This is a genomic window from Snodgrassella sp. CS2, from assembly GCF_050310315.1.
In the GTDB taxonomy this organism is placed as follows: Bacteria; Pseudomonadota; Gammaproteobacteria; order Burkholderiales; family Neisseriaceae; genus Snodgrassella; species Snodgrassella alvi_E.
Window position 1 is genome coordinate 80,128 of sequence record NZ_JBNPBA010000005.1, and the last position, 24,202, is coordinate 104,329.

The following is a 24,202-nucleotide window of genomic DNA, read 5'->3' on the forward strand; positions in this document are numbered from 1 at the left end:
GTTTTTGGGACTTTGGTTTAGCGACCAGCTTTGATGACAGCCTGAGCGGCCAATTGCAGCAATAGCTGTTGTATTTCAGCGGCAATACGTTGGACTAATGCGCTCGGGAAGCGGTGTGCCTGATAGGTGATGATCATGTTCAGGCTGGGCTGGTTGTTGATGAGGTTTTCCATGATTTCGAAATGCAGGCCAAACATGGATTCGTTGCGTTCGGGCAGTATTTGCCGGTAGGAAACCGTACCCTGTGGGGTGTTGAGTTCACCGTTGAGGGCGTTGCCGGAGTGGATGTGGATGTATACGTCAAACATTAAGCCCTGATTATCGGGGATGCCGATGGCTTGCTGGATATAGTTTATCGGGATATCGGCATATTCCATGGATTCGTTGATTTGCTGGCTGGTGGCAGCCAGCAGGGAATCGAATGTCTGCTGCGGACTAAAACGGATACGGTGAGCCACCATGGTGGTGAAGTAGCCGACGGTGTCAAAGTAATTTGGGTCGGTACGGCCGGAAGCTGAGGTGCCGATAACGATTTCCTGTAAATCGCCCTCTTTTTGCAGCACGCTGGCGATGGCGGTGTAAAACACGCTGAAAATTGAGGCGTGGTGGGTTCTGGCGAAGGCAGAAATTTGTTGATGGAAGGTGTGGTCGAAACTGAGTTGCAGCCATTCTACCTGTGGGACGCTGTTGCTGGTTGCGGGTACGGCTGTTTTTAGGTTCAGGCCGGTCACGGCTCCTTGCAGACGGCTGCGCCAGTATTCGAGGTGTTGCGGGTCGATGCCGTGCAAACGCTGCTGGCGTGCAAATTCATGAATACTCGGTACGCTATTTGGCCATTCAGGCGCTTTACCTTGCAGGCGCGCGGCGTAGGCAGTGTTTAAATCGGCCATGATGGTATTTAGAGACCATTCGTCGATGACCATGTGATGCACGAGAAAGGAAAGAATGGTGTGGCCGTTTTTGGCTTTTAATAACCGAATTCTGAGTGGCAGTTCGCGGGTCAGATCAAACTGGTAGGCTGCTTCGCTGGCTAATGTGGCGCCGGTGCTGTCGCTGCTTGGCCAGAACCAGTGGTATTGCTTTAGTTCGGCTACAGGCACGGTGTATTGTATGGTTTGCTTTCCATCACTGCGAAATAGTGTACGCAAACCAACGTGGCGGATGATTAAGTCCTGAAAAGCCTGATGCAAAGCTTCTTCATTGATTGGCTGCTGAAATTCTACAGCAAAGGGTAAATTGTATATGGGACTAAAGTTGAAAGCGCGATAGGCCTGCCATAGAAAATCCTGTGCCAGTGTTAGGGGTGCCTGCTCATCCGGCTGTGCTTCAGTGGTGTTGGCTGGTGCCTGCTCTTGCCGCGCGACGGTAGCAAGTGCACGGGCGGTGGGTGATTTGAAGAAGTCGTTGAAGGTGAGTTTGACGCCATGGTTGTTTTGTAGGTTGCCAATGACGCGGGTAGCCAGCAGTGAATGGCCACCAAAGTCGAAGAAGTCATCGTCCGCTGACATATCCGGCTCGGCCAGTGTGTTTCTGAACTCGGTCAGAATAAGGTCAGAAATGGCACTGTCAGCGTGTGCCTGAGCCATGGTGTTGAGGCCGTCTAGATTAATGGGAATCAGCTCGGGCGGGTGGGTAGAATGACTCAGCCTGGTGTAGTCAGCCATTATTTCTTCACATAGTTCTTCGGTTGTGAATGATTGTGAGAGTACTGGATGAAGGCGAAAGGCTAGTGTAACGCCGGTGCTGGTGCTGATGATATCGGCCAAAAATGGTGACATGCTTTCTGGTTGCCATTGAAGCTGCGCCAGAGTGGTTAATAAGCCGGCAACGCTGTCTGAGTCTGTCTGCTCATGATGCAAGCAGGCTGTCCAGTCTGTGTCTGGATATTTGTATAAATCGCCATCATCGGTGAATTCGTAACGGGTATTTAAATCGGGATGGTTGCTGAGCAGATTTTGAATGCTTTGTTGCAGGATGGCAGTCTCCGGAGCAGGATGCATCTGCCATGCTGTGAGCTGATATTTTATCTGCTCCGGTTCCTGCAATTGCTGCATCCAGATGTATTCTTCATGTTCGGTTGCGGGTGACGGTGCTGTTTGGGTGTTGAGCATGCTGTTTAACCTCTCTTGTCCTGACTATGCTAAATGAGTAAATGCTAATTGATGGCTGTTTATTGGTATAAAACGCTAACAAATTAACTTTTATTAACTATTTGAGGGACTTGTGTCGGTGTTATTCTGCTTTTGAAGCTAGATTGTTTTTATTGTATTAATAAGGCTTTACACATAATTTAGCAATATAATACAATTGATTCTCATTTCCATCAATAATAATCGGTGTTATCTATTTTGGGTATATGTTTTGAATCATGTGCTCATGAGATAAGAATTCAATACACCTTCTTGAGGAGAATAAATGCGCGGGCAGTTTCAGCCAGAGCAGGCGCAGAATTTATCCTGCCGGCTTGCAGTTTTTCTTATTTTCAATTCAATGTCGATAGCAAGGTGCTGTTGTCACGCTGATAAGGCTTTAGGCTGATGTATCGCGCGCTGACGGCTGTGTTTATCAGTTTGTGCATTGTGTCTTTGCTGGTAGGCTCAGATCCGGTGTCATGGTCGGGCTTACTGGCCGGTGCCGAGGGTGACTGGCTGACGCTACGCGCCAGCCGTCTGCCGCGCCTGATAGCCATTATTCTGACGGGTATGGGGCTGTCTGTTAGCGGGGTGATTTTGCAACAGATTGTCCGCAATAAATTTGTGGAGCCGGAAACAGCTGGCGGGCTGGATGCGGCTAAGCTGGGCATTCTGGTATCGCTGGTGCTGCTGCCTTCAGCCGGTGTGTTCAGCAAAATGCTGACTGCACTGCTGTTCTGCTTTGTAGCCGGTGCGATTTATATTTTGATTGTTGCCAGAATCCGTTTTCAACAAGTTGTGCTGATTCCGGTTATCGGGCTGATGTATGGCTGTGTGCTCAGTGCCGCAGCTGAATTCTATGCTTATAAATATAATCTTCTCCAAAATGTGCAAGGTTGGCTACTGGGTGATTTTGCCCGTGTGGTACAGGGGCATTATGAGCTGCTGTATGTGCTGATTCCGGTGCTTGTGCTCAGCTTTGTGTTTGCTCAGCGGTTTACAGTGGTAGGCATGGGGCCGGACATGGCCACTAGTCTGGGTGTGGGCTACCGGCGTACGGTGGCGCTGGGGTTGCTGCTGGTGTCGATAACGGTGGCAGCCACGGTGATTACGGTGGGGTCTATTCCGTTTATTGGGCTGGTGATTCCAAATTTGGTAGCGCTGAAATATGGTGAACATTTGGCCAGAACACTGCCACTGGTGGCGCTTGGTGGTGCCTGTTTGCTGCTGCTGTGTGATATCTGCGGCCGTCTGCTGATTTATCCGTTCGAAGTACCGATTGGGCTAACAGCCGGAGCGGTGGGTGGCATCGTGTTTCTGTTGCTGATTTTGCGGGGGTTACGCTGATGAATCGTCGCTTCTGGATACTATGTGGCTGCATTGTCGGACTTGCGTTGTTTTTTATGCTGTATGACTCCGGCTTTGATGTTGATTATGTACTGCCCAAACGCTTGTTGCGGCTGGGAACGATTCTGCTGGCGGGTGTGTGCATTGCGGTGTCATCGGTGGTATTTCAGACATTGGTGACCAACCGTGTTCTCACGCCAGCAGTGATGGGCTATGAATCGGTTTATCTGTTTTGGCAGGTGCTGCTGCTGTTTTTTCTCGGACAGAGTGGTTTGGGGCTGCTGGGACTCAATGGCAATTTCTTTGCTTCAATGGGTCTGATGCTGTTGTATTCATGGCTGATTCATCATTTTCTGCTGCCACGCGCACGGCAGAATCTGTGGTTATTGCTGTTGTTTGGACTGGTGCTGACGATGGTGATTACGACGCTGACGCAGTTTATTGAGCTGAAAATCAGCCCGGGAGAATTTTCGGTGTTTCAGGGTATTAATTATGCTTCGTTTAATCATTCGGAAATTCAGACTCTAATTTATGCAGCAGTAGCGATGCTGGTTGTGGGCAGCTTGGGCTACCCGTATCTATCCACGCTGGATGTGATGGCACTGGGTGAAGAACAGGCTGTGTCGCTGGGAGTAGATTACGCACGTTTTGTGCGCTGGGGATTTGGTCTGATTGCGGTGCTGGTAGCGGTATCGACTAGTCTGGTAGGGCCGACGGCATTTATGGGTGTATTTATTGCCAATATGGCTTATGCCTTTGCCGGCCATTTTCAGCATAAGCGCATTCTATGGTTTGCCAGTGCGGTGGCGGTGGCGGTGTTTCTGGTGGCGCAGATTCTGGTGGAGCATGTGTTCAATTATAAGACCACGGTCAGTATTTTAATTAATCTGATTTGCGGGGTGTATTTCCTGCTGCTGATTGTGCGTCATCGGGGAATGGCATGATTGATATTCGGAATATTTGTAAAAGTTATGGCCATAAGCCGGTGCTGAAGGATATTAATCTGCAGCTGCCGCTGCATCAGGTAACGGCATTGATTGGGCCGAATGGGGCCGGTAAATCCACACTGCTCATGATTCTGGCACGTTTACTATCCCCTACTTCGGGCACGATTCTGCTGGACAAGCAGGATATCGCTGCCATCCGGACTGCTGAATATGCCCGTCTGGTGGCAACGCTGCGCCAGTCGACCTATTTCGGCCTGCGCCTAACGGTAAAAGAGCTGGTGTCTTTTGGCCGTTTTCCGTATGGACACGGGGTGCTGTCTGCACGCGACCATCAGGTGATAAATGAGGCCATTGATTTTTTGGGGCTGAGCGCACTGCGCGATGTGTATATCGATGAATTAAGTGGCGGTCTGCGCCAAATGGCTTTTTTAGCAATGACGATTGCACAGGAAACACCGATTCTGCTGCTGGATGAGCCGCTAAACAATCTGGATATGAATCATGCGGTACAGATTATGTCAGCGGTGCGGCGGCTATGTGAAGAGCAACAAAAAACGATGATTATGGTGGTGCATGATATTAATTTTACGGCCAATTATTCTGATTATATTGTGGCCTTAAAACAGGGACAGGTTTATTTCAGCGGAGCTACTCATGAAGTCATAACGGAAGAGCGTTTGAGCGGGCTATATGAACTGGAATTTGAAATCAGTCAGGGTAAGCATGGTTATGTGTGTCAGTATTTTCATACGTTGAAAGGATAAATATGAACGGAAAACTCAGAAAAAGTGCACTCGGTGTGCTGGGACTGACGGCGGTGATGTCACTGCTGGCGGTGAGTGGGTGTGATAAGCAGGCAGCACCGACAACCGCCACGCCGGTACAAATGCGGGACCAACCATTGGTTATCAAACACCAGCTGGGTACCACCACAATTAATGATGTGCCACAGCGGGTGGCGGCACTGGATATGAATGAAGCAGACTTTCTGGATCAGCTCAATGTGCCGATTGCCGGCATGCCTAAGGATTTTATTCCGCATTTTCTGAAAAAATATCAAAATAATCATGATGATATTGCAGACTTAGGCGGCATTGTGCAGCCGAATATGGAGCGCATCCATACCTTGAAACCAGACCTGATTTTAATGACCCCGATTCAGAAAGACCATTATCAGGAGCTGAGTGAGATTGCGCCCACGCTGTATTATGAAATTAATTTCAATAACAGTGAACACGGACATCTAGACACAATTAAAAACCATCTGCTGACGCTGGGTAAGATTTTCAACCGTGAAGAGCTGGCTAGCACTAAGGTGGCGCAGTTGGATGCAGAGGTGAATAAAGTACGCGCGGTAACAAAGGGGCGGCCGGAAAAGGCGCTGGTGGTACTGTATAACAATGGCTCTTTTAGCAATTACGGGGTGGATTCCCGTTACGGCTTTATTTTCAGCGATCTGGGGGTAAAACCGGCCAGCAATGACACCAGTACCACGCTGCATGGGCAGCCAATTTCCAGTGAGTTTATCAAACGGGCTGACCCAGACATTCTGTATATTATCGACCGCACTTCGGTGATGGAACATCAGCCAGTGATTACGGAGGCTCAGGTAACCAATCCGTTATTGCGCGCCACCAAAGCATGGAAGAATAAGCGCGTGGTTTTTGTGGATGCCGATGCCTGGTATACCACCGGTGCCAGCCCTACTTCGATGCGTTTGCTGATGCAGGATGTGATGAAAGGTTATCAATAATACTGTTAACGATTTCACAACCAAACCCTTATCAGCCTACAGGAATCAACTACTGCCAATAAATTTAAACATTTTTGTAGACTGAATTTTCAGGAGAAATTGATGGGTAAACACACGCATCACCACAGGCAGGATGGCCTGTCTGCGCCACAGAAACGCGATAGCCGTGGCGTACAAGCTACTGCTTTTGCACCCAAAGCGCTGCTACTGAGTATGGCCAGTGCCATGCTGATGTATGCGCCGGCGCTGTATGCCCAACCAGCTGATGATGAGGCAAAACCAGCGGTCAGGAAAAGCGCTGCAACTAAGGCTCAGCCTTCCGGTGAAGCCAACCTGGCCGAAGTGGTGGTTGAGGCAGGCCAAAGTAGCACCTACCCTGGTGGCCATGTGTCTAAAAACAGTCGTATCGGTTTTCTGGGCAATAAAACAGAGATGGAGACGCCGTTTAATACGGTGAGCTATACGGATAAATTTGTTGAAGACAGTCAGGCACGCAATATTACAGATGTGATTGCAGCTACTGACCCATCCGTTTTCACCAATGGTGCGATTGGCGGCTGGAGTGAAAATTACTATATTCGTGGTTTTCAGTCTGATACCAATGATATGTCGATGAACGGGTTATTCGGTATTGCGCCATATTACCGTACGCCACCGGCCATGTTTTCACGTATTGAGGTGCTGAAAGGACCTTCTGCGCTGCTGAATGGTATGCCGCCGTCCGGTTCGGTGGCGGGTACGGTTAATCTGGTATCTAAACGCGCCGGAGATGAACCGCTACTGCGAATATCACCTACCTATATGTCTGATTCGCAATGGGGTGGCACGATTGATGCCAGCCGTCGGTTTGGTCAGAACAAACAGTTTGGTATCCGTGTCAACGGTGTGTATCAGGATGGTTCCGGACCGGTGAGACAGCAGGATCTGAAAACGCAGCTTGGTTCGATAGGAATGGACTGGCGTGGCCACCGAGCCAGAGTTTCAGCCGATGTGTATATGGCGAATGATCGTGTGGATGGCGTAGTGAGGGGGATCAATCTGGGCAAGATAAAGGATGTTCCTGCACCGCCAAACCCGAAAACGCTGGTCAACCCCGACTGGTCTTATGTCAGCAATAAAGACCGCGGTGCAATGATGCGGGCTGAATATGATTTTAACGATAACATCACGGCTTATGCAGCGTTTGGGCGCAGTAAAACCAAATATGAATACAACGGTGCCACTTCGTCTGAGCTGCTGGACAATAAAGGCACCATCAATACGATGATTGGCCAGCTAGCATTCGATGTGGATAAAAAATCCGCAGACGTGGGTTTGAAAGGTCAATTCAATACCGGTCCGGTGGCACATCAGTGGGTAATGAATACCACTTATTACAAACATGATGAGCATGATTACGGGGTGAGAAGAGTAGCCGGTGCTGACTGGATTACCAATATGTATCACCCCAAATGGGGCAAAACGGTACCGTTCAATAAACCACCGATTTCTGTCAGTACGCTTGAGCTCACCAGCTATGGAGCAGCAGATATTATGTCTTTTCTGGATGAAAGACTACAGCTAACACTGGGGCTGCGCTATCAGGAGGTAAAAAGCGATATGTTCTCTCCCGGCTATAAAACGCTGATGACTCATTACAAAAAACACGCTTTAACGCCCGGTACAGCACTGCTCTTTAAAGCCACTGACCATATATCGCTGTATGGTAATTATATACAAGGGCTGACTAAGGGTGATTCGGCGCCAATTACGGCGGCCAACTACCCGAAAGTATTTGCACCGTATAAAACCAAGCAGGCTGAGCTGGGGATTAAATTTGATTACGACAAGCTGTCACAAACAATCAGCCTGTTCACCATTAAAAAACCCAGCAGCTATACGGATGTGGTCACCAATATGTTTACCTCTGGCGGCCAGCAGCGCAACCGTGGTATTGAGTGGAGCTTCATTGCTTCGCCAATTGAAAATGTTCGTCTGATGGGGGGTGCCAGCTACATTAAACCGGAGCTCACTCGGCTAGCCAAACGAGACAATGAAGGCAATATGGCCACTGGTGTGGCCAAGGTTCAGGGCAAGCTGGGTGCAGAATGGGATATCCGTGCCGCTGCTGGTGTCGTGACCCTATCTGCCAACGCCACCGCTGTATCCAAGCAATACCTAAATCAGGAAAATACCTTATCTGTGGGCGGTCATACTGTCTATGATGTGGGTGCCCGCTATAACGCTAAAGTATCCGGCCATCCGTTTACGGTACGCGCAGAAGTGAAGAATCTTACCAATAAAGCTTATTGGGGCATGCCACGCCTGTCGAATCTATCGCTGGGGGCACCACGTACATTCTATGTATCTGGTTCATACGATTTCTGATTTCCTACCAGCCATCAAAAAAAATCGCCCGCAGGCGATTTTTTTTTGCTATGAATTTTATTCTGGTAAACCATAGCGCTGAAAAGCTGAATATTCAGGTACCTGATAGTAGTTTTTACCCAAGAGTTGATTGACAATTACGCCATTACGGGTAGCGCCCATACCTAAATCAGGCGACCCAACACCCTGTTTGGCAATTTCAGCATTCTGAATAAAAATTCGGCCTTTGCCACCATCGCAGCGAACAGCGGTAAAGTCTTCGTTGATCAAATAATCATTCTGATCATCAGTTTGCAGCACCGTACCTTTCAATTCTTCAAACCATTTCGGCCATTGATGACTATAGCCGGTGGCGGCAACGATGGCATCGGTTTGGATGATTTTGTGCTGATTTAGCTGTGTGTGCAGGCAAGTCATGTTTATCACGCCAGACGGCTGTACTTCCACCGATTGCACGTCACAATTGGAATATAGGCTTAGGCCAGCAGGCGCACCAGCGATGGTGCGTTCATACAGCAAATTATAAATGTCGCCAATGGTGGTAAAGCTGATGCCCTTGTATAGTTGTCCCTGATTGGCGCTGATTTCCCGCCGTTTCTGTGCGGTCAGCGTCTGGAAATACTGCATATACACCGGTGTGAAGCATTCCTGTCCTAGCTTAGAAAATTCCATCGGATGAAAGCCGGCAGAGCGGGTAATCCAGCGGATAGAGGCACCGGCTTTGATTTGCTCCGGCTGCAAGGCGCGATACAGTGCCAGCACGCATTCTGCGGCACTCTGCCCTGCTCCTACCACAGTAACTTGCTTACATTGCTGCAACTGCTCCTGAATGCTAAGAAAGTGGGCGGAATGTTGAATTAAAGGATGGTTGGATTTTTTCAACCAGTCTGGTTCATAAGGCCGAGTACCCACGCCGATAGCAATATCCTGACTACAATACGTTTGTTTTTCGCCTGCGGCAGATTCACTTTCAATAATAAATTTCTGCTGTTGGCGGTCGTAATTAACTGCGCTAATGCAGGCGTCGAAATGGCAGGACGGTAGCTGGCTGACTGCCCAGCGGCAGTAATCATCATATTCCTGCCGCGGAATCAGGAAGCGGTCGTAATAGCAAAACAGATACAGCCGTTGCTGCTGATGCAGGTAGTTGAGATAACTTAAGGGATGGCACGGATCGGCCATGGTCACTAAATCGGCCAGAAACGGCACTTGCAAGGTGGTACCGGGTATTAATAGTCCCGCATGCCAGTGAAAGGTGGGGGTTTTATCCAAAAACACTGCGTTGACTTCAGTATGGCGTGACAATAAAGCAGCCAACCCCAGATTAAAAGGGCCGATACCAATACCAGCCAGATCGGTTTGTTTCATATCCATGTTTATTTCATCCCTATGTTAACTAGACAATATTCAAATGTTTACTGCGGGTATTATCTTTACGCCATGGCCATGGCTGTATTAATCAGTTGCGCCACTTCCTCAATGTTGCGGCAGCCAATGAGCTGACGTGGATTCAAAGCCAGTGCGAATGTCTGATTTATCTGGCCGGTAATGGCTTTCACATGAGCCGGACGCAAGCCCAGCTGGGTGAATGGTTGCGATATTTGTATAACGCACTCTGGAGCAATATTCAGAGTTTCACGATAGATTTGCATCAGTTGCTGATGCTGCGCGGAGATAACAGCCGATTGTTGTGCATTCAGAAAATGCGGCGACGGCAAAATGGATTCGATGTTTACCAGCCCACTAGCTGCCACCTGAGTGCAAACACTAACTAATGCTTCCAGATAGTCTCTGACAACTGCATCACTGATGGCTTCCTGAGCATAGTCAACGTTAAACACCAATGCGCCATCCGCGCCAAGCATAAAACGGATATCAATGGCTACTTGTGGTGTTTGGGTCAGACCATTGACAAAGTGAAGTGGAATATCTGCCGGAAGCGTAGGCCATGACAGACCATTAGTAATCACCACGGGCAAAACCGGTGCCTGTCCATGCTGCTCAAACAGCAAACGCGCGAGTTCCACACCAGAAAACGCCAGATGCTGCAAACCCTCGAGCGTATCGGATTGTAATTTTTTGGCCTGTTCGATGAATCCGGCTTCTGCTTCCCATGTGGAGACAATAAATGTGGACTGATTAGACAATGCACCCTTATATAAGGGCAACACCGGTACCGCCACAGACAGCAATTCTGCTGTTTGTTGGCCGCGGGACAGTACCGCCAGTATCAGCGCCGTTAATAAGGAATTCTTAAACAGCCCCTGCTGAGCGCCCATGCGGCATAAGGCGCGAAAGACGGGTTCGGATACAGCTGCACTCTGGCGCGCATAGCGTGAAGTCACTAGTGTGGCCAAAGGCTGTTTCCATGGTAGTTGCGCAATTGAGTTGATAGCTTGCAGGCGCTGCTGCCAGTAGGCCGCATCCTGAGCCACCTTGTGTTTATCCGGCAACGCTACACTTTCCGACATGCCAATAGCCGGCAAGGGCGTCGTGGTAAACAATTCCCGCATCAATTCAGCAATGGCTCGTCCATCCAGAATCAATGTATCAAAGCGTGCAAACAGCACAAACTGCTCATGCTTTAACTGAAATAGAGTGATATCCCATGGTGACTCATTTAAATCAAATATGGCCTGCTGATAGTGCTGGCGCAAGGCATCGATTTTTGCTGTAGCCTCTGCTGGCTCGTCTTCACACAAATTGATTTCAGTGAGATTTATCACTACCTGCTGGCTCACACGCTGGACACAACGGCTGGCATCGATATAGGTGCGTAGACTGGCATGATGCTGCACCATATCAGCCAGACGCTGACGAAAGCGCGGTAAATCCAATGTACCGGTATATTCACGAAATTCCTGCATAGCCACGCCACCCAGCGCAAATGTGGTGCTGCGCCCCAGTAAATAGGCTTTTTGCAAAGGATTCAGAGTAATGACATTCTCATTCTTTTCATCTGGATACAGCAGCTGATTGAGTGCTGGCAACGGCTGGGTAAAGCGCTCTGGCTCCGCAATCAAGGTATTTAGCAGAGTTAAACAGCACGTAAATAGTTCATTTACCCAGTCTTCCGGCAAGGCATCTAAACGCACATCCCAGTTTATCAGCAGCTTATCCTGTATTTGGACAAACTGAGCGTCTAGCGCTACCTGTGGCCCTTGAGAAATACACCAGTCCATGCTGCCAAACAGCTCATGTACACGGCTGGAAAACAGATTTTTTTCAGGCATATCCACTGCGGCAGTAAATACGACCGGTGACATTTGCGGGGTGGTGTGATGGCGCGACAGACGCCGCATCACATTCACGCCGCTAAACTGCCGGTGATCCAGACACTGACGCCATTCTGCTGCCACTTGCCGGCAGAATGCAGACAAACTGGAGGCAGAAGTCATATCAATGTTCAGCAACACCATATCAGCAAAATCACCGATGGTGCGTTCAATAGCAGGCACAATGGGTTCGCGCCAGAAAAATGGCACATTCAGCCGGTAAGCTAAATCTTTGGTTTTCTTGCCCAGTGTATAGGCAAAAACCCCAAGCATCAGTGCGGAAAAAGTCAACTCATGTTGACGCGCCAGTTGCCGTAACTGTAGATTCTTCCCTGCGTCCAGGGTGGTACTCAGCCGCGTACTCTGCGCCGCTGCCTCAGTAGCTTCTTTCAACGGCAAAGTCGGTGCCGGTGCCAGTGCGGCAATGCGCGCTTGCCACCATGCACGGTCACGCTGCTGCTGTTGCTGTTCATACCAGTCTTGCTGCAACTTGTAACGCCAATCGTAAAAAGACGCGGGCGGCGGCAACACTGCTCCGCCATCTGCATACAATTGCGCCATATCTTCCATCAGGATACGAAAACTGGACGGGTCTACCGCAATCATGTCGGTATCGATATGCAGACGGAACGCATCAGCGCCCAGCAGACTGAGCGAAAAGCGCGCTGTCTGCGCTTTTGCTAGATTCAGCTGCTGATGTGTCCAAAGCCGGCGTTTGTGTTCCAGCATTTGTTGCTGTTGTGCCGCAGATAAATGTAAAAAATCATCTATTTCTAAAAGATTTTCTGGCGGCTCATTCCGGAAACTAACCTCTCCAGCCGCATTAAGTTGCAGGCGCAGCAGCTCATGCCGCCGGTACAGATTTTCGATAGCATGCCTGAGTTTATCTGCATCGATATGGCTGCCATTGAATTCGGTATACAAATGAGCAGCTACACCACCCAGCATGGCACCATGCGCCCGCCCAAACCAGCATGCAGCCTGCATTGAAGTAAGTTCACGCATTATTTCTTTACTCTGTTGACAAATTTACGATTTTTGACGATGATACATGTAAATGAAAATGATTACCAGTTTCATTTGTTTAATTAAAAACAAAAGTAAACTCATCAACAGAAACCGCTGAGCAGACAATCAACAGAACGTTGCAGCAGCAATAAAGTAACAATAAATCAACACTCTTTGCCTGCTTTAGCCGGTTAAGCACAAAAGGCTGATAAATGATTAGCTTCACACACTGGCCGGAAGAATTTGCCCGCCGTTACCGAGACCAAGGATACTGGCTGGATCAACCGTTAACTCGTGTACTGACCCGAACGGCAGAAAGGTCTCCATTAGCCACCGCCATTATCTGTGCAGAGCGCCGCATCAACTATCAGGAACTCAATCATTATTCAGATACTCTGGCCGCCAGACTGATGGAACAAGGATTAGCCAGCGGTGACACAGCGCTTGTGCAGCTGCCGAACTGCGCCGAATTTTATATTGTGTTTTTCGCACTGCTTAAAGCTGGCATCGTGCCGTTGAATGCTCTGTACAACCATCGCCAACATGAACTGGGCAGTTTTTGCCACCAGATAAAACCCAAACTACTGATTGCCTCCCGCCGACATGAAGTATTCAACAACAACGAGTTTCTTCAACACTTGTCCGCTCAACACCTATATCCCGAACTGGTGCTAATGCAGGATGCGCTTGAGAGTGACCAGAATTTAGCCGATTGGTACAGCAATCCGCCCGCCTCCTACAGCCAATTTGCCCCCACGCCGGCGGATGAAGTTGCCTTTTTCCAGCTCTCTGGAGGCAGCACTGGTACGCCAAAGCTCATTCCGCGCACCCATAATGATTACGATTACAGCGTTCGCGCCAGTGCCGAAATCTGCCTCCTGAGCGCACACACACGTTTTCTGTGTGCCATGCCGGCTCCGCACAATTACATCCTCAGCTCACCCGGCGCTCTAGGCGTATTTCATGCCGGCGGCTGCGTGGTGATGGCGCCCAGTCCCGAACCGGCCAACTGCTTTGCACTGATTGAGCAGCATCAGATTAACATGGTCGCCCTTGTGCCCAGTGCCATATCCCTGTGGATGCAGCAGCCAGAACAAGAACGGCTGAAAACCCGTTCATTGCAGCTCATTCAGGTAGGCGGAGCCAGCTTTCCAGAGTCTGTGGCACGGCAGGTATTACATGTATTTGGCTGCCAGTTGCAACAAGTATTCGGAATGGCTGAAGGATTAGTAAATTACACACGTTTGGATGACACCGAGGCGCTGATTGTCAGCACACAGGGGCGTCCCATCAGTCCAGATGATGAAGTACGCGTAGTGGATGCAGACGGCAACGACGTGCCGGACGGTGAAACCGGCATGCTCAAAACACGTGGTCCCTATACTTTTCGTGGCTATTATCAGAGTCCAGAACACAACGCTCAGGCTTTTGATGCTGAAGGTTTCTACTACTCGGGTGACTTAGTGCAACGTTACAGTAATGGCTATATAAAAGTGGTCGGACGCGTAAAAGATCAAATTAACCGCGGTGGCGAAAAAATAGCCGCCGAAGAAATTGAAAAACTGCTGATTAGCCATCCCGATGTCAGCGCCGCGGCACTGGTGGCCGTCAGCGATGAGCGTTTTGGTGAAAAAAGCTGTGCCTTTATTGTGTCACACAATCCGCAGTTATCCGCACTGAGCTTGAAACGCCATCTGCTCAATCTGGGCATTGCCCACTACAAACTACCCGATCAGGTGTGCATGATAGACAGCATGCCGCTCACAGCCGTGGGTAAAACCGATAAAAAACGCCTGCGCGAAAGCCTACAGCGTCATCCAGCCTAATGAATTAATCCTGAGAGAACGAGAGAAACAGTATGACGATTAGACAAATTACCGATTATCCCATGCCAGAAGCCACCCAATTGCCGCAGAATAAAACCACCTGGGTGCCAGACAGCTCCCGCGCGGTGCTATTAATCCACGACATGCAAAAATATTTTCTGAATTTCTATCAGCCTGACAGTCCGCTGATACAGACAATGATCCAGAACTTACACCGTCTGCGCAGCTGGGCAGCACAACAGCAGATACCCGTAGTCTATACCGCCCAGCCACACCAACAAAGCCCGCAGGAGCGTGCGCTTCTCACCGATGTCTGGGGACCGGGTATCACCACCGCCGCGGCAGAAGAACAGCACATCGTGGCGGCACTCACGCCACTGCCGAAAGATACCGTACTGACCAAATGGCGCTATAGCGCTTTTCAGCGTACCGAATTACATACTCTGATGCAGCAATGGCAGCGCGACCAGCTGATTATCGGTGGCGTATACGCGCATATCGGCTGCATGATTACTGCTGCCGAAGCCTTTATGCAGGATATTCAGGCTTTTTTTGTGGCTGATGCCTTAGCTGATTTTTCCCTGCAACAACACCTCTATGCACTGGAGTACGTAGCTGGTTGCTGCGGGCAGGTGACCACCACTGCCGCCTTACTACCCGAAACCGACGGACTGACACGTGCATGGTTGACACACAGAATTCAGACCTTGCTCGAAACAGCGTCCGAACCGATAGACCCCGAAGAAAACTTAATTCTGTATGGACTGGATTCATTACGCATCATGCAGTTTGCCGCCGAACTCAAGCAGCACAACATCCATATCGGCTTCGAAGCACTGGGACAGCAGCCCACACTAAACAACTGGTGGCGCCTGATTGAAGCAGAGCAGACCGCAGCCATGGTCTAAAACCACTAGCTACACAAGCAAAACACTGGCAAACAGCCATAGGAAACCCAATCATGAATGATTCATACCTGTCTGGCCACGATGCGCCCCCGAATCTGGCTCAGCAATGGCGCGTTGCCTTACCCGGTCTCATTGGTGGTACCGCCATCGCGGTGATGGCTGGTATTGCCATGCTGGCTGCATTATGGTTTGTGGTGAAATTCATCGGCAATAGCCGCTGGCTCTGGCTCGAATACGCACTGCTGTGCTGGGCAGCAGGTGCCGTATTCACAGCTTGGTCTGCCTGGATAGCCCATCAAGCAGAAAGCCGCTTTGCCGCTGTCTTACGCCGCAGTGTCGCGCAGCATCTGATCCGCCTACCCATGAATACACTGGCCAGACAGAACGAGCAGACACTTAAACAATTGATGACCAACGACATTGGCAGCCTGCACCATATGCTTGCGCATCTGCCGGCTGAAATTGCAGTTTTTACCGTTATCCCGTTATTATCCATTATTGTCCTGTTTTACTTTAACGGCCTGTCCGCCATCTGGGTACTGCTGCCCGGTGTCATCGCCTCCCTGTATTATCTACTTCTGCTGCCCTACATGACCCGTCGTGATGGACATGCCCGCATGCAAGTCATGCTGGATATCATCAACAAAGCCGATGAATATGTACGCGGCATTCCCGTATACCGCATCTACGGCCAGCACTCCAGCGCCCTCACGGCTTATACACAGTCCACCGAACGCTTCACCCATGACATGGTGCGCTGGGTCGCCAAAGTCGCTACACCGGCCGCCATCGCCGTGGCTCTGCTTCAGGCCGTAGCTACTTTTGCCATTGCCTATTGGGTTAGCTACACCTCGGATACCACCACACTGGCAGCCACCCTACTATTCAGTCTGGCTATCGTCACTCCGGTATTACGCCTCGGACATAGCGTCGACTATATCCGCACTGGACGTGCTGCTGCCGGACGTCTAAAAGAATTTCTGCAACAGCCACTGTTGCCGCGCGGCAAAATCCACGCCATTAAAAACCCGCCCATACTACTTATTAACCATGCCACCCTACTCCAGCAAGACCAGCCAGTATGGCAGGATCTTAGCCATACCTTTGCCGCCGGTGCCCTTACCGCCATCACTGGCCCCAGTGGCGCCGGAAAAACCAGCTTATTAAATGCATTGGCTGGACTGGTCACCCTGAGTGCCGGTTCCGTTCAACTGGGTCAGACCGATATTACTGCCCTACATGAAACAACCATTCACCAACACATACTGCTGATTCCGCAAGGCTACGACGTACTCAACAGCAGTGTGCACACCAACTTAGCACTGACCGCACCGCAAGCCAGCCAAAAAGCCATGCAACAGGCATTAGCCAAAGCACAGCTGAGTACAGATTTAGCCACACCAGCCAGCAGTCTATCTGGAGGAGAAAAACAACGTCTGAATATAGCTCGTGCCTTTCTCAGCTCAGCCAGCGTTATTTTACTGGATGAGCCCACAAGCGCCCTTGATGAGCAACATGCACAAGCAGTTTTTCAATCATTGTGCGAACTGGCACACAGCACACACAAAACCATCGTTGTGGTCACCCATCAGCAAGCACTGGCTGAACAGGCAGATGCACAACTGGTATTACCTCATGGCAGGAGCGCGGCATGAACACCACCACTACGCAGCAACCACATCTACTGGAAGTGATTCCCGCAGCCACCAGACCTCGCCTGCTGATTGTCAGCATCGGCTGGATATTGGCTGCCGCTGCAGAAGCTTACGCCTATACCTTACTGGCACTGGCCATCGTTAACCAGCAATCGCCTAAATGGGTACTTTGCAGCGCTCTGCTGGCCAGCATCATCACCATCGTAGTCACCCGCAACGGTTTTCTAACCGGCGTACGGCTAGCCGGTGATTTATTTGCTGCACTGGGACACGCCCTGTCTAGCGCCAAACTGTCCTGGTTTAACGACCAGCGCCGTGCCGTGCTCAGCAAAACCGCCGGACAGGAAATTCCCAACTTCATGAGCATACCGGCGCACCAGCTACAAACATTTTTGCATGCCCCCTGTCTGCCCCTATTTATCTGCATCGGGCTGGCTTTCGTAGCCGATGCCGGTACCATGCTGGTTGCATTAACCATGATTGCCATCGCTTTTGCTATTCAGTTGTGGGCACAGTATGACCTAAACAAAACTGATGCCCGCCGCCATCAGACCGAGCTAGAAAGCACCACCGCCACCATCGAATTGGTTGAGCATCTCACCCTGCTGCGCACCGCCGCCAGCCCAGCCCGTGCACTCGATTCTATTCAGCAAAAATGGACACAACAGGAAAACCTACTGAATAAAATCAACCGCAGCGCCGCATGGGCCAGCCTGATAGCCACTATTGCCAACGTCCTGCCCATGGCCGGCATGGCACTGTATTGCATCCTGTCCGGCATCAGTGATGAACGCCTGATACTGGCCACCATACTGCTGATGGGACGCGCCGGCGCACAATTAAGTGCACTGGCCACGGCCGGATTAAGCATCAACGACTTAATCACCACGCTACGCCATTTCCAGCAGCTTACTCACCCGCCAGTACTGCCTGAAGCAGCCGAAACCCGCATACCACACCAGCCCCGCCTCAGCCTGCACAACATCGTAGCCATCCCTAGTTCCACAGCTGTGACTACAGATATACCAGCTGGTGCGCGCCTACATGTAGCCGGCATCAGCGGCAGCGGCAAAAGCACCTTGCTGCAACTGTGCATGCGATTTGACGATCCCACACAGGGCGAAATCCGGTTGGACGGCATCCCCTTGCCACAACTGAGCTTTCAAACACTGGTAAACAACATGGCTTATGTTGCCCAAAACCCAATCATCTTTACCGGCACACTGGCAGAAAACATCCGTATCGGCCGCTTTGAAGCCAGCGATGCCGAAATCGAAGCCATTGCCAGAAAATGCCAGCTCGGTGCCGTGATAGACCGTGCAGAAACCGGCATTAATCAAAGCGTTGGTCAACAAGGCTCAGCCCTGTCTGGCGGCGAGCAGCAGCGCGTGGCCATTGCCCGCGCCCTGATTAAAAACGCTCCTATACTGATACTCGACGAGGCCACCTCAGCTCTGGATGAACATACTGAACAGCAACTGATAAACACCATACTTGAGCAATGCACTACCCTAATATTCGTATCTCATCGCAGCTCTGCCCCGTGGCAGCCTACACAGACACTGAATATGTCCTGATAGCGATGGATGAAATAGGCTTTAAAAAAGCAGCGCAGATTAACATCCGGCAAAGCTGAGCCCTATGCACATAGAAGAAAATACCCTCAGCAACACAAATGCGTCCGGAAGGAACACCTCTGCCACGATAAAGTTCAGCCATCGCACCTTAAACATTGGCCACAGTGTCATCCAGCAGATTCGCATACCCTTTTTGGATACAACGGTACTGCATGAGCTATGCCAGTCACACAGCATTTTATTGCCTGAATCCATCCGCCACAGCCGACCCAAACGCCAACTCGAATTCGTGGCTGGACGGCTGGCGGCACAATATGCATTACAGCCATTTGGCTATCGGCATATCACCCTTACCACTGGTACCTGCGGAGAACCACTTTTTCCTGAATCACTCCAAGGCAGTATCAGCCACAGCATTTATGCCCAGCACTGCACAGCCGTAGCCTGCGTACACAAAATACAGCCTGCACAGACCTATATTGGTATCGACATCGAACACCGGCAACATCAACACAACCTAGATACTCGCCCAAATAGGCTGAATCTTTTTCTGCATCCGCGCGAACAGCAGCTCATTGCCACGCAGATTAGCCCACAGCAGGCACTACTAATCTTTTCGGCCAAAGAAAGCATCATCAAAGCTTGGTTTCACCGATATCAGCACCTCATCAGTTTCAGTGCCATTACTTACCAAACCGCCGATAGCCACAAGCTTATTTTTCAGGTACACGCACAGCCAGTAGCACCGCAACTGGCTATTGTCCATTACCGCTTCAGCCAACAGGAAATCATCACCCTCGCCTGCATCTGATACCAACCTGTGGCAGTTTTTCTTCAAACATAATCAAACCAGCTAAATAAACACATATTAATTGATAATGATAATTGTTTGCATTAATATAACAAAACTTACATAGCTTGATTTTTCTGAATTTTTAATTACAGCACGGCCAGTATCAACCCCACAGGTAACCCAAATGACGACACAAAAATCCAGCGCTTCCCAGTCCCTGATTTCAAATTATCAGAATCAATTGGCCTGTTTCGCCAGCAGAAATCACCACATCTATGCACAGCATCTGATTCACCAAATCCATATGCCCGTGAATTCCGATACCCCTTTTAACCAGCAGATAACTGACTGTTTCAATTTCATCAAAGCCCAAGGGTATCCCCACCCCATTCTTATCGGTGCCATCCCCTTTGACACCAACCAAAATGCCACCCTTAATTTCTACAGCGAATTTGAGCAGACCACACCAAACTCAGCTCAACAACTAGCACACACAGCAGCACCCAACACCATGTTGCATCAGAAAAAACTGGTTGAACGTCCGGTATTTGAACACAGCGTCAAGCTAGCCTTAAAAGCCATGAACAGCGGGAATATGCAGAAAATTGTGTTATCACAGGCCACAGAATTCGAATTCAACCGACAGCACAGCCCCGAACAACTGTTCACCACCCTAACGCGGCAAAATCCCGATGCCTATAGCTTTTTGATACCTGTTGAAGATAACCAGTACATCTTTGGCGCCAGCCCCGAACTCCTGCTTTCACGCCAGCAGCAACAAGTTCGCAGCAACCCACTGGCCGGCTCTCGTCCGCGCAGCAGCAATACAGAAGAAAACAACCGCATCCGTAATGAGTTGTATCACTCAGCCAAAGATCGGTACGAGCACCAGTTTGTCATCGACAACATTCGCCATCAGCTCAGCAAATACTGCAATGAATACAGCGCCTCAGAAACGCCAGACATTCTTACCACCTCCACCATGTTTCACCTGTCGTCCGTATTTCAGGGACAGCTGCAACCCAGCGCCCCTGATGCCCTGAATCTTGCACTGCATCTGCATCCCACACCGGCAGTCTGTGGTACACCCACCCCAGTAGCCAAACAATTTATCCTCAGCCATGAAGGCTACAACCGTCATTACTACAGCGGGCTCAATGGATGGATGGATGCCGAAGGCAACGGCGAATGGGTCGTCACCATCCGTAATGGCCTGCTCAACCAAAACAAAATTCGCCTTTATGCCGGAGCCGGTATCGTAGTGGGCTCCGATGCCGCCACCGAATGGCTTGAAACCGAAGCCAAAATGCAAACCATGCTCAACGTATTTCAGTTTTAATAACTCGAGGAGAACCACATGCAGCCAACCATTATCGTCACCGGTGCCGCACAAGGCATCGGTGCAGCCGTAGCCCTCCGGCTTCTTCAGCAAAACTACAAAGTAATCGGTATCGACAAACAGGCCGTGCCAGCAAGCTGGCCGATACAGCAAATGATTGAGCCCCCCTATAAACTCGGCTGGATTGGGATTAGTCAAGACATCAGTGCCTGTGAAGAAACCCTGATCCTACTCAACACCCTCATCGTCCAACACCACATCACCGGACTCGTCAACTGTGCCGGCATGCTCATTCTCACATCACTGCTCAACGCCACACAGGCACAATGGCAAACCAGCTTGAATGTCAACCTGCTTGGCCCCGTATCCATCAGCCAGCATATGGCACGCTATTTCTATCAGCAGCAGCAAGGCAGCATCGTCACCATCAGCTCCAACAGCGCACGCATGCCTCGTACCCAGCTCGGTCTGTATGCCACCACCAAAGCCGCGCTCAGCCATTTTTGTCGCAATCTGGCACTCGAAGTCGCCCCTTACGTCCGCGTTAACATCGTCTCCCCTGGTTCCACCCTCACCGCCATGCAGCAGCAACTATGGCCAGATAACCAGCCACCGGCCAGTATTATTGATGGCGATTTAGGCCAATATCGCCTCGGTATTCCGCTCAGAAAGCTAGCTCAGCCCGCAGACATAGCCAATACCGTATCCTTCCTGCTTTCCGATGAAGCAGCTCAGATAACCATGCAGGAAATTGTAGTAGATGGCGGAGCCACACTAGGTGTTTAGCTACAAAATACAGCGCCAGCAGACAGCAAAACTGCTGGCATAACATCTACTAATATCTATCCTGTAGTGACCAATAACAAAACAATTAAATACCATCATATTTTGCCAAAAGCAGATCGATGCAGATAACCTACTACACAGAATACTTTATAGAACAACGTTCCTTACAAAAACAAGCTAACAACTAAAACAAAACCAATTCACAAAACAGTAATAAATTATACTTTTGACATAAAACAACTCATACATTAAATCATTTATAAAAAATCTAAAATATTTAAGAATACAACACCAAAACACGCAAAAAACATAACTTATGTTTAGAATATTTATTTTTAGAAGTAATATTTTTTTACAAACATTCATATAGATAGTCTGCAAAATCAAAAATTAATCAAATTCAGCATAACCACCAGTGCTTCAGCTATTCTAATTTCTCTTTTTAAATATCCACATTTGTTAATTAATTAATTTAAATATTAAATTTAGGTCTGAATTAATACCATTATATTAAATAGTTACAACATTAGGTTAAATCAACCATTCTTCCGAAAATATAAATAATTAAAAATTAAGAACTTATAAGCATCTTTTTTTCAAGCGTAATCTGCCATCAAAGCTGCCATTAATTATTAATTAATGATTAATGGATAGCAATACAGGCAATTTGTTTTCAGATTTACAGTTTTATTTGTAGGTATCAACAGAACACCGCAGAAAAAGAAATTTAAATAAGAGGTTTAGTTTGTTTGTTAGTTAATTAATCAAAATCAGGAGTCACCTATGAACAAGGTATATCGTAATGTCTGGAATGAACACACACAAACATGGGTAGCAGCATCAGAATTAGCAAATAGCCATACAAAATCGAATATCGTCTCTGATCTTCCCTTGTGTAAAAGATTACTGAATAAATGTGGACTGAAAAAAATTGTCAGCTTTACGCTTACCGCACTTATGCTGCAATTGCATCTCATTACACCAGCTACAGCAGCAAACGTAGCCATTACAGGTGGGTTAAGTCCAAGTAGTAGCACCGCAACTGAATTATATTCAAATGGAAGCCATGGTAGCGTTGTTCTTGCAGGCGATGATGACTGGTGTGGTGCAGACAAAGTGAGTGGCCGTAGAAATATAGGTCAAACTGGCATCTCAGCGCAAGAAGAGTACCTGCGTTTTGTACAAAATTCATCCTTTACCGGCAAAACCGTGTTAGGAGGTACTGTAACCACTAATCCTTACGGCACGAGTAACGGTCAACAAAACTGGAATGGTGACGGCGTAACAAACGGAATAACAAGCGGTTCAAGCGGTTTTATGGGTACACCTACCGGAGGAGACTCTAATGTTATGCCCGTAGCTTACGGCGTCTATTCTTTTGCAACTGGCTGCGGATCTTATGCCACAGGTAACTACTCTACCGCTTTCGGGAATAATGCCACTGCTACAGCCGGTGGCGCACAGGCATATGGAGTCGCTGCTCTCGCGTCTGGAATAACCTCAATAGCAATGGGCGTTGGTTCACAGGCTACCGGCACTTCAGCAGTCGCACTGGGGTCACTAGCAACTTCCGATGGTATCGGCAGTGTAGCAGTTGGTTTGAGCAGTGTGGCTCAGAAAGACAGCGCAACTGCTGTAGGTGCCAATGCCAATGCCACTCTAGAAAAATCTGTAGCATTGGGTAGTGATTCTCTGGCCAATACTGATGCCGGTGTTGTCGGCTTTGACCCCTCTGGAAAAAATACTAATACCACTAATCAGTCTGCAACATGGAAAAGTACTGCAGCTGCGGTTGCCATCGGTAATTCAACTTCTCAGATTACCCGCCAGATTAACGGTCTGGCAGCTGGTACAGCCGATACAGATGCGGTTAACGTTGCCCAATTAAAAAATCTTGCAAACTATACTTCTGACGGGTTCACCAGTCTGTCTACTGCAATCAATGCAGCATCCGATTTAACCCCTTTGAATAATAGCGTCAGCACGCTTAGCACAAATGTATCCGGTCTGCAGAAAGATGCACTCCAATGGAATGGTTCTGCCTATGATGCCAGCCATGGTACGAATGCTGCTCAGCAAATTACTAATGTTGCTGCCGGGTCTGTCACATCATCTTCCACAGATGCTGTCAACGGCGGACAACTCTATACTTTGTCTTCCTCTGCATCTACCAGCCTAAGCTCAGCTTACAATAGTATTTCTACTTTAAACACCGGAATGACCAGTGCTAATACCAGCATCAGCACCCTGAACACCAATATTAGTGGTTTACAAAAAGATTCTTTACAGTGGAATGGCTCTGCCTATGATGCCAGCCATGGTACGGACGCTGCTCAGAAAATTACTAATGTTGCTGCCGGGTCTGTCACATCATCTTCCACAGATGCAGTTAACGGCGGGCAACTCTATAATTTGTCTTCCTCTGCATCTACCAGCCTAAGCTCAGCTTACAATAGTATTTCTACTTTAAACACCGGAATGACCAGTGC

Annotated in this window: 16 protein-coding genes; 13 read left to right on the plus strand and 3 right to left on the minus strand. The window is 49.1% G+C overall.

Features of this window, described 5'->3' with window-relative positions; all coding sequences use genetic code 11:
* Positions 1–17: 17 nt before the first annotated feature.
* Positions 18–2,111, minus strand: coding sequence for a condensation domain-containing protein (locus tag ACQP6D_RS08415; RefSeq protein ID WP_427857934.1), 2,094 nt, complete (start codon positions 2,109–2,111; stop codon positions 18–20).
* A 426-nt stretch (positions 2,112–2,537) separates the two neighbouring features.
* Here ACQP6D_RS08415 and ACQP6D_RS08420 point away from each other — a divergent pair, with 426 nt between their 5' ends.
* The 5 genes from ACQP6D_RS08420 (at position 2,538) to ACQP6D_RS08440 (ending at position 8,546) form a co-directional block, all read left to right on the plus strand.
* A complete protein-coding gene (locus ACQP6D_RS08420) occupies positions 2,538–3,479 on the plus strand; it encodes an ABC transporter permease (protein WP_427857935.1) in 942 nt (313 codons plus the stop codon).
* Positions 3,479–4,423, plus strand: a complete 945-nt coding sequence (locus ACQP6D_RS08425; protein WP_427857936.1) for an iron chelate uptake ABC transporter family permease subunit — start codon at positions 3,479–3,481, stop codon at positions 4,421–4,423. The genes ACQP6D_RS08420 and ACQP6D_RS08425 overlap by 1 nt, the downstream gene beginning before the upstream one ends.
* Complete coding sequence (locus tag ACQP6D_RS08430; protein ID WP_427857937.1) at positions 4,420–5,190, plus strand: ABC transporter ATP-binding protein; 771 nt, start codon at positions 4,420–4,422, stop codon at positions 5,188–5,190. The genes ACQP6D_RS08425 and ACQP6D_RS08430 overlap by 4 nt, the downstream gene beginning before the upstream one ends.
* A 2-nt stretch (positions 5,191–5,192) precedes the next feature.
* Complete coding sequence (locus ACQP6D_RS08435; protein ID WP_427857938.1) at positions 5,193–6,179, plus strand: siderophore ABC transporter substrate-binding protein; 987 nt, start codon at positions 5,193–5,195, stop codon at positions 6,177–6,179.
* A 102-nt stretch (positions 6,180–6,281) separates the two neighbouring features.
* Positions 6,282–8,546: a TonB-dependent receptor gene (locus ACQP6D_RS08440; protein ID WP_427857939.1), complete on the plus strand. Its 2,265-nt coding sequence runs from the start codon at positions 6,282–6,284 to the stop codon at positions 8,544–8,546.
* Between the two features lie 57 nt (positions 8,547–8,603).
* Here the strand turns inward: ACQP6D_RS08440 and basC are convergent, their stop codons facing one another.
* Together basC and ACQP6D_RS08450 are read right to left on the minus strand one after the other, a co-directional pair.
* Positions 8,604–9,920: a putative histamine N-monooxygenase gene (gene basC / locus ACQP6D_RS08445; RefSeq protein ID WP_427857940.1), complete on the minus strand. Its 1,317-nt coding sequence runs from the start codon at positions 9,918–9,920 to the stop codon at positions 8,604–8,606.
* Positions 9,921–9,979: 59 nt separating this feature from the next.
* The gene (locus ACQP6D_RS08450; RefSeq protein ID WP_427857941.1) at positions 9,980–12,826 is read right to left on the minus strand and encodes a condensation domain-containing protein; all 2,847 of its coding nucleotides are present in this window, start codon (positions 12,824–12,826) and stop codon (positions 9,980–9,982) included.
* Between the two features lie 215 nt (positions 12,827–13,041).
* On the opposite strand from ACQP6D_RS08450, the gene ACQP6D_RS08455 reads away from it, so the two are divergent.
* The 8 genes from ACQP6D_RS08455 to ACQP6D_RS08490 form a co-directional block, all read left to right on the plus strand.
* On the plus strand, positions 13,042–14,655 hold the full coding sequence (locus tag ACQP6D_RS08455; protein ID WP_427857942.1) for a (2,3-dihydroxybenzoyl)adenylate synthase: 1,614 nt from the start codon (positions 13,042–13,044) through the stop codon (positions 14,653–14,655).
* Between the two features lie 32 nt (positions 14,656–14,687).
* Entirely contained in the window at positions 14,688–15,563 is an 876-nt protein-coding gene (locus ACQP6D_RS08460; RefSeq protein ID WP_427857943.1) for an isochorismatase family protein, read from the plus strand.
* Between the two features lie 53 nt (positions 15,564–15,616).
* Positions 15,617–17,218, plus strand: coding sequence for an ATP-binding cassette domain-containing protein (locus tag ACQP6D_RS08465; protein WP_427857944.1), 1,602 nt, complete (start codon positions 15,617–15,619; stop codon positions 17,216–17,218).
* Positions 17,215–18,795, plus strand: coding sequence for an ATP-binding cassette domain-containing protein (locus tag ACQP6D_RS08470; RefSeq protein WP_427857945.1), 1,581 nt, complete (start codon positions 17,215–17,217; stop codon positions 18,793–18,795). The genes ACQP6D_RS08465 and ACQP6D_RS08470 overlap by 4 nt, the downstream gene beginning before the upstream one ends.
* A gap of 64 nt (positions 18,796–18,859) precedes the next feature.
* Positions 18,860–19,606, plus strand: a complete 747-nt coding sequence (locus tag ACQP6D_RS08475) for a 4'-phosphopantetheinyl transferase family protein (protein WP_427857946.1) — start codon at positions 18,860–18,862, stop codon at positions 19,604–19,606.
* A 166-nt stretch (positions 19,607–19,772) separates the two neighbouring features.
* On the plus strand, positions 19,773–20,927 hold the full coding sequence (locus ACQP6D_RS08480) for an isochorismate synthase (protein ID WP_427857947.1): 1,155 nt from the start codon (positions 19,773–19,775) through the stop codon (positions 20,925–20,927).
* Between the two features lie 18 nt (positions 20,928–20,945).
* A complete protein-coding gene (locus ACQP6D_RS08485) occupies positions 20,946–21,713 on the plus strand; it encodes an SDR family oxidoreductase (RefSeq protein WP_427857948.1) in 768 nt (255 codons plus the stop codon).
* 783 nt (positions 21,714–22,496) lie between these two features.
* Positions 22,497–24,202: ESPR-type extended signal peptide-containing protein (locus ACQP6D_RS08490; protein WP_427857949.1), on the plus strand; the 1,706-nt coding region annotated here is incomplete at its 3' end.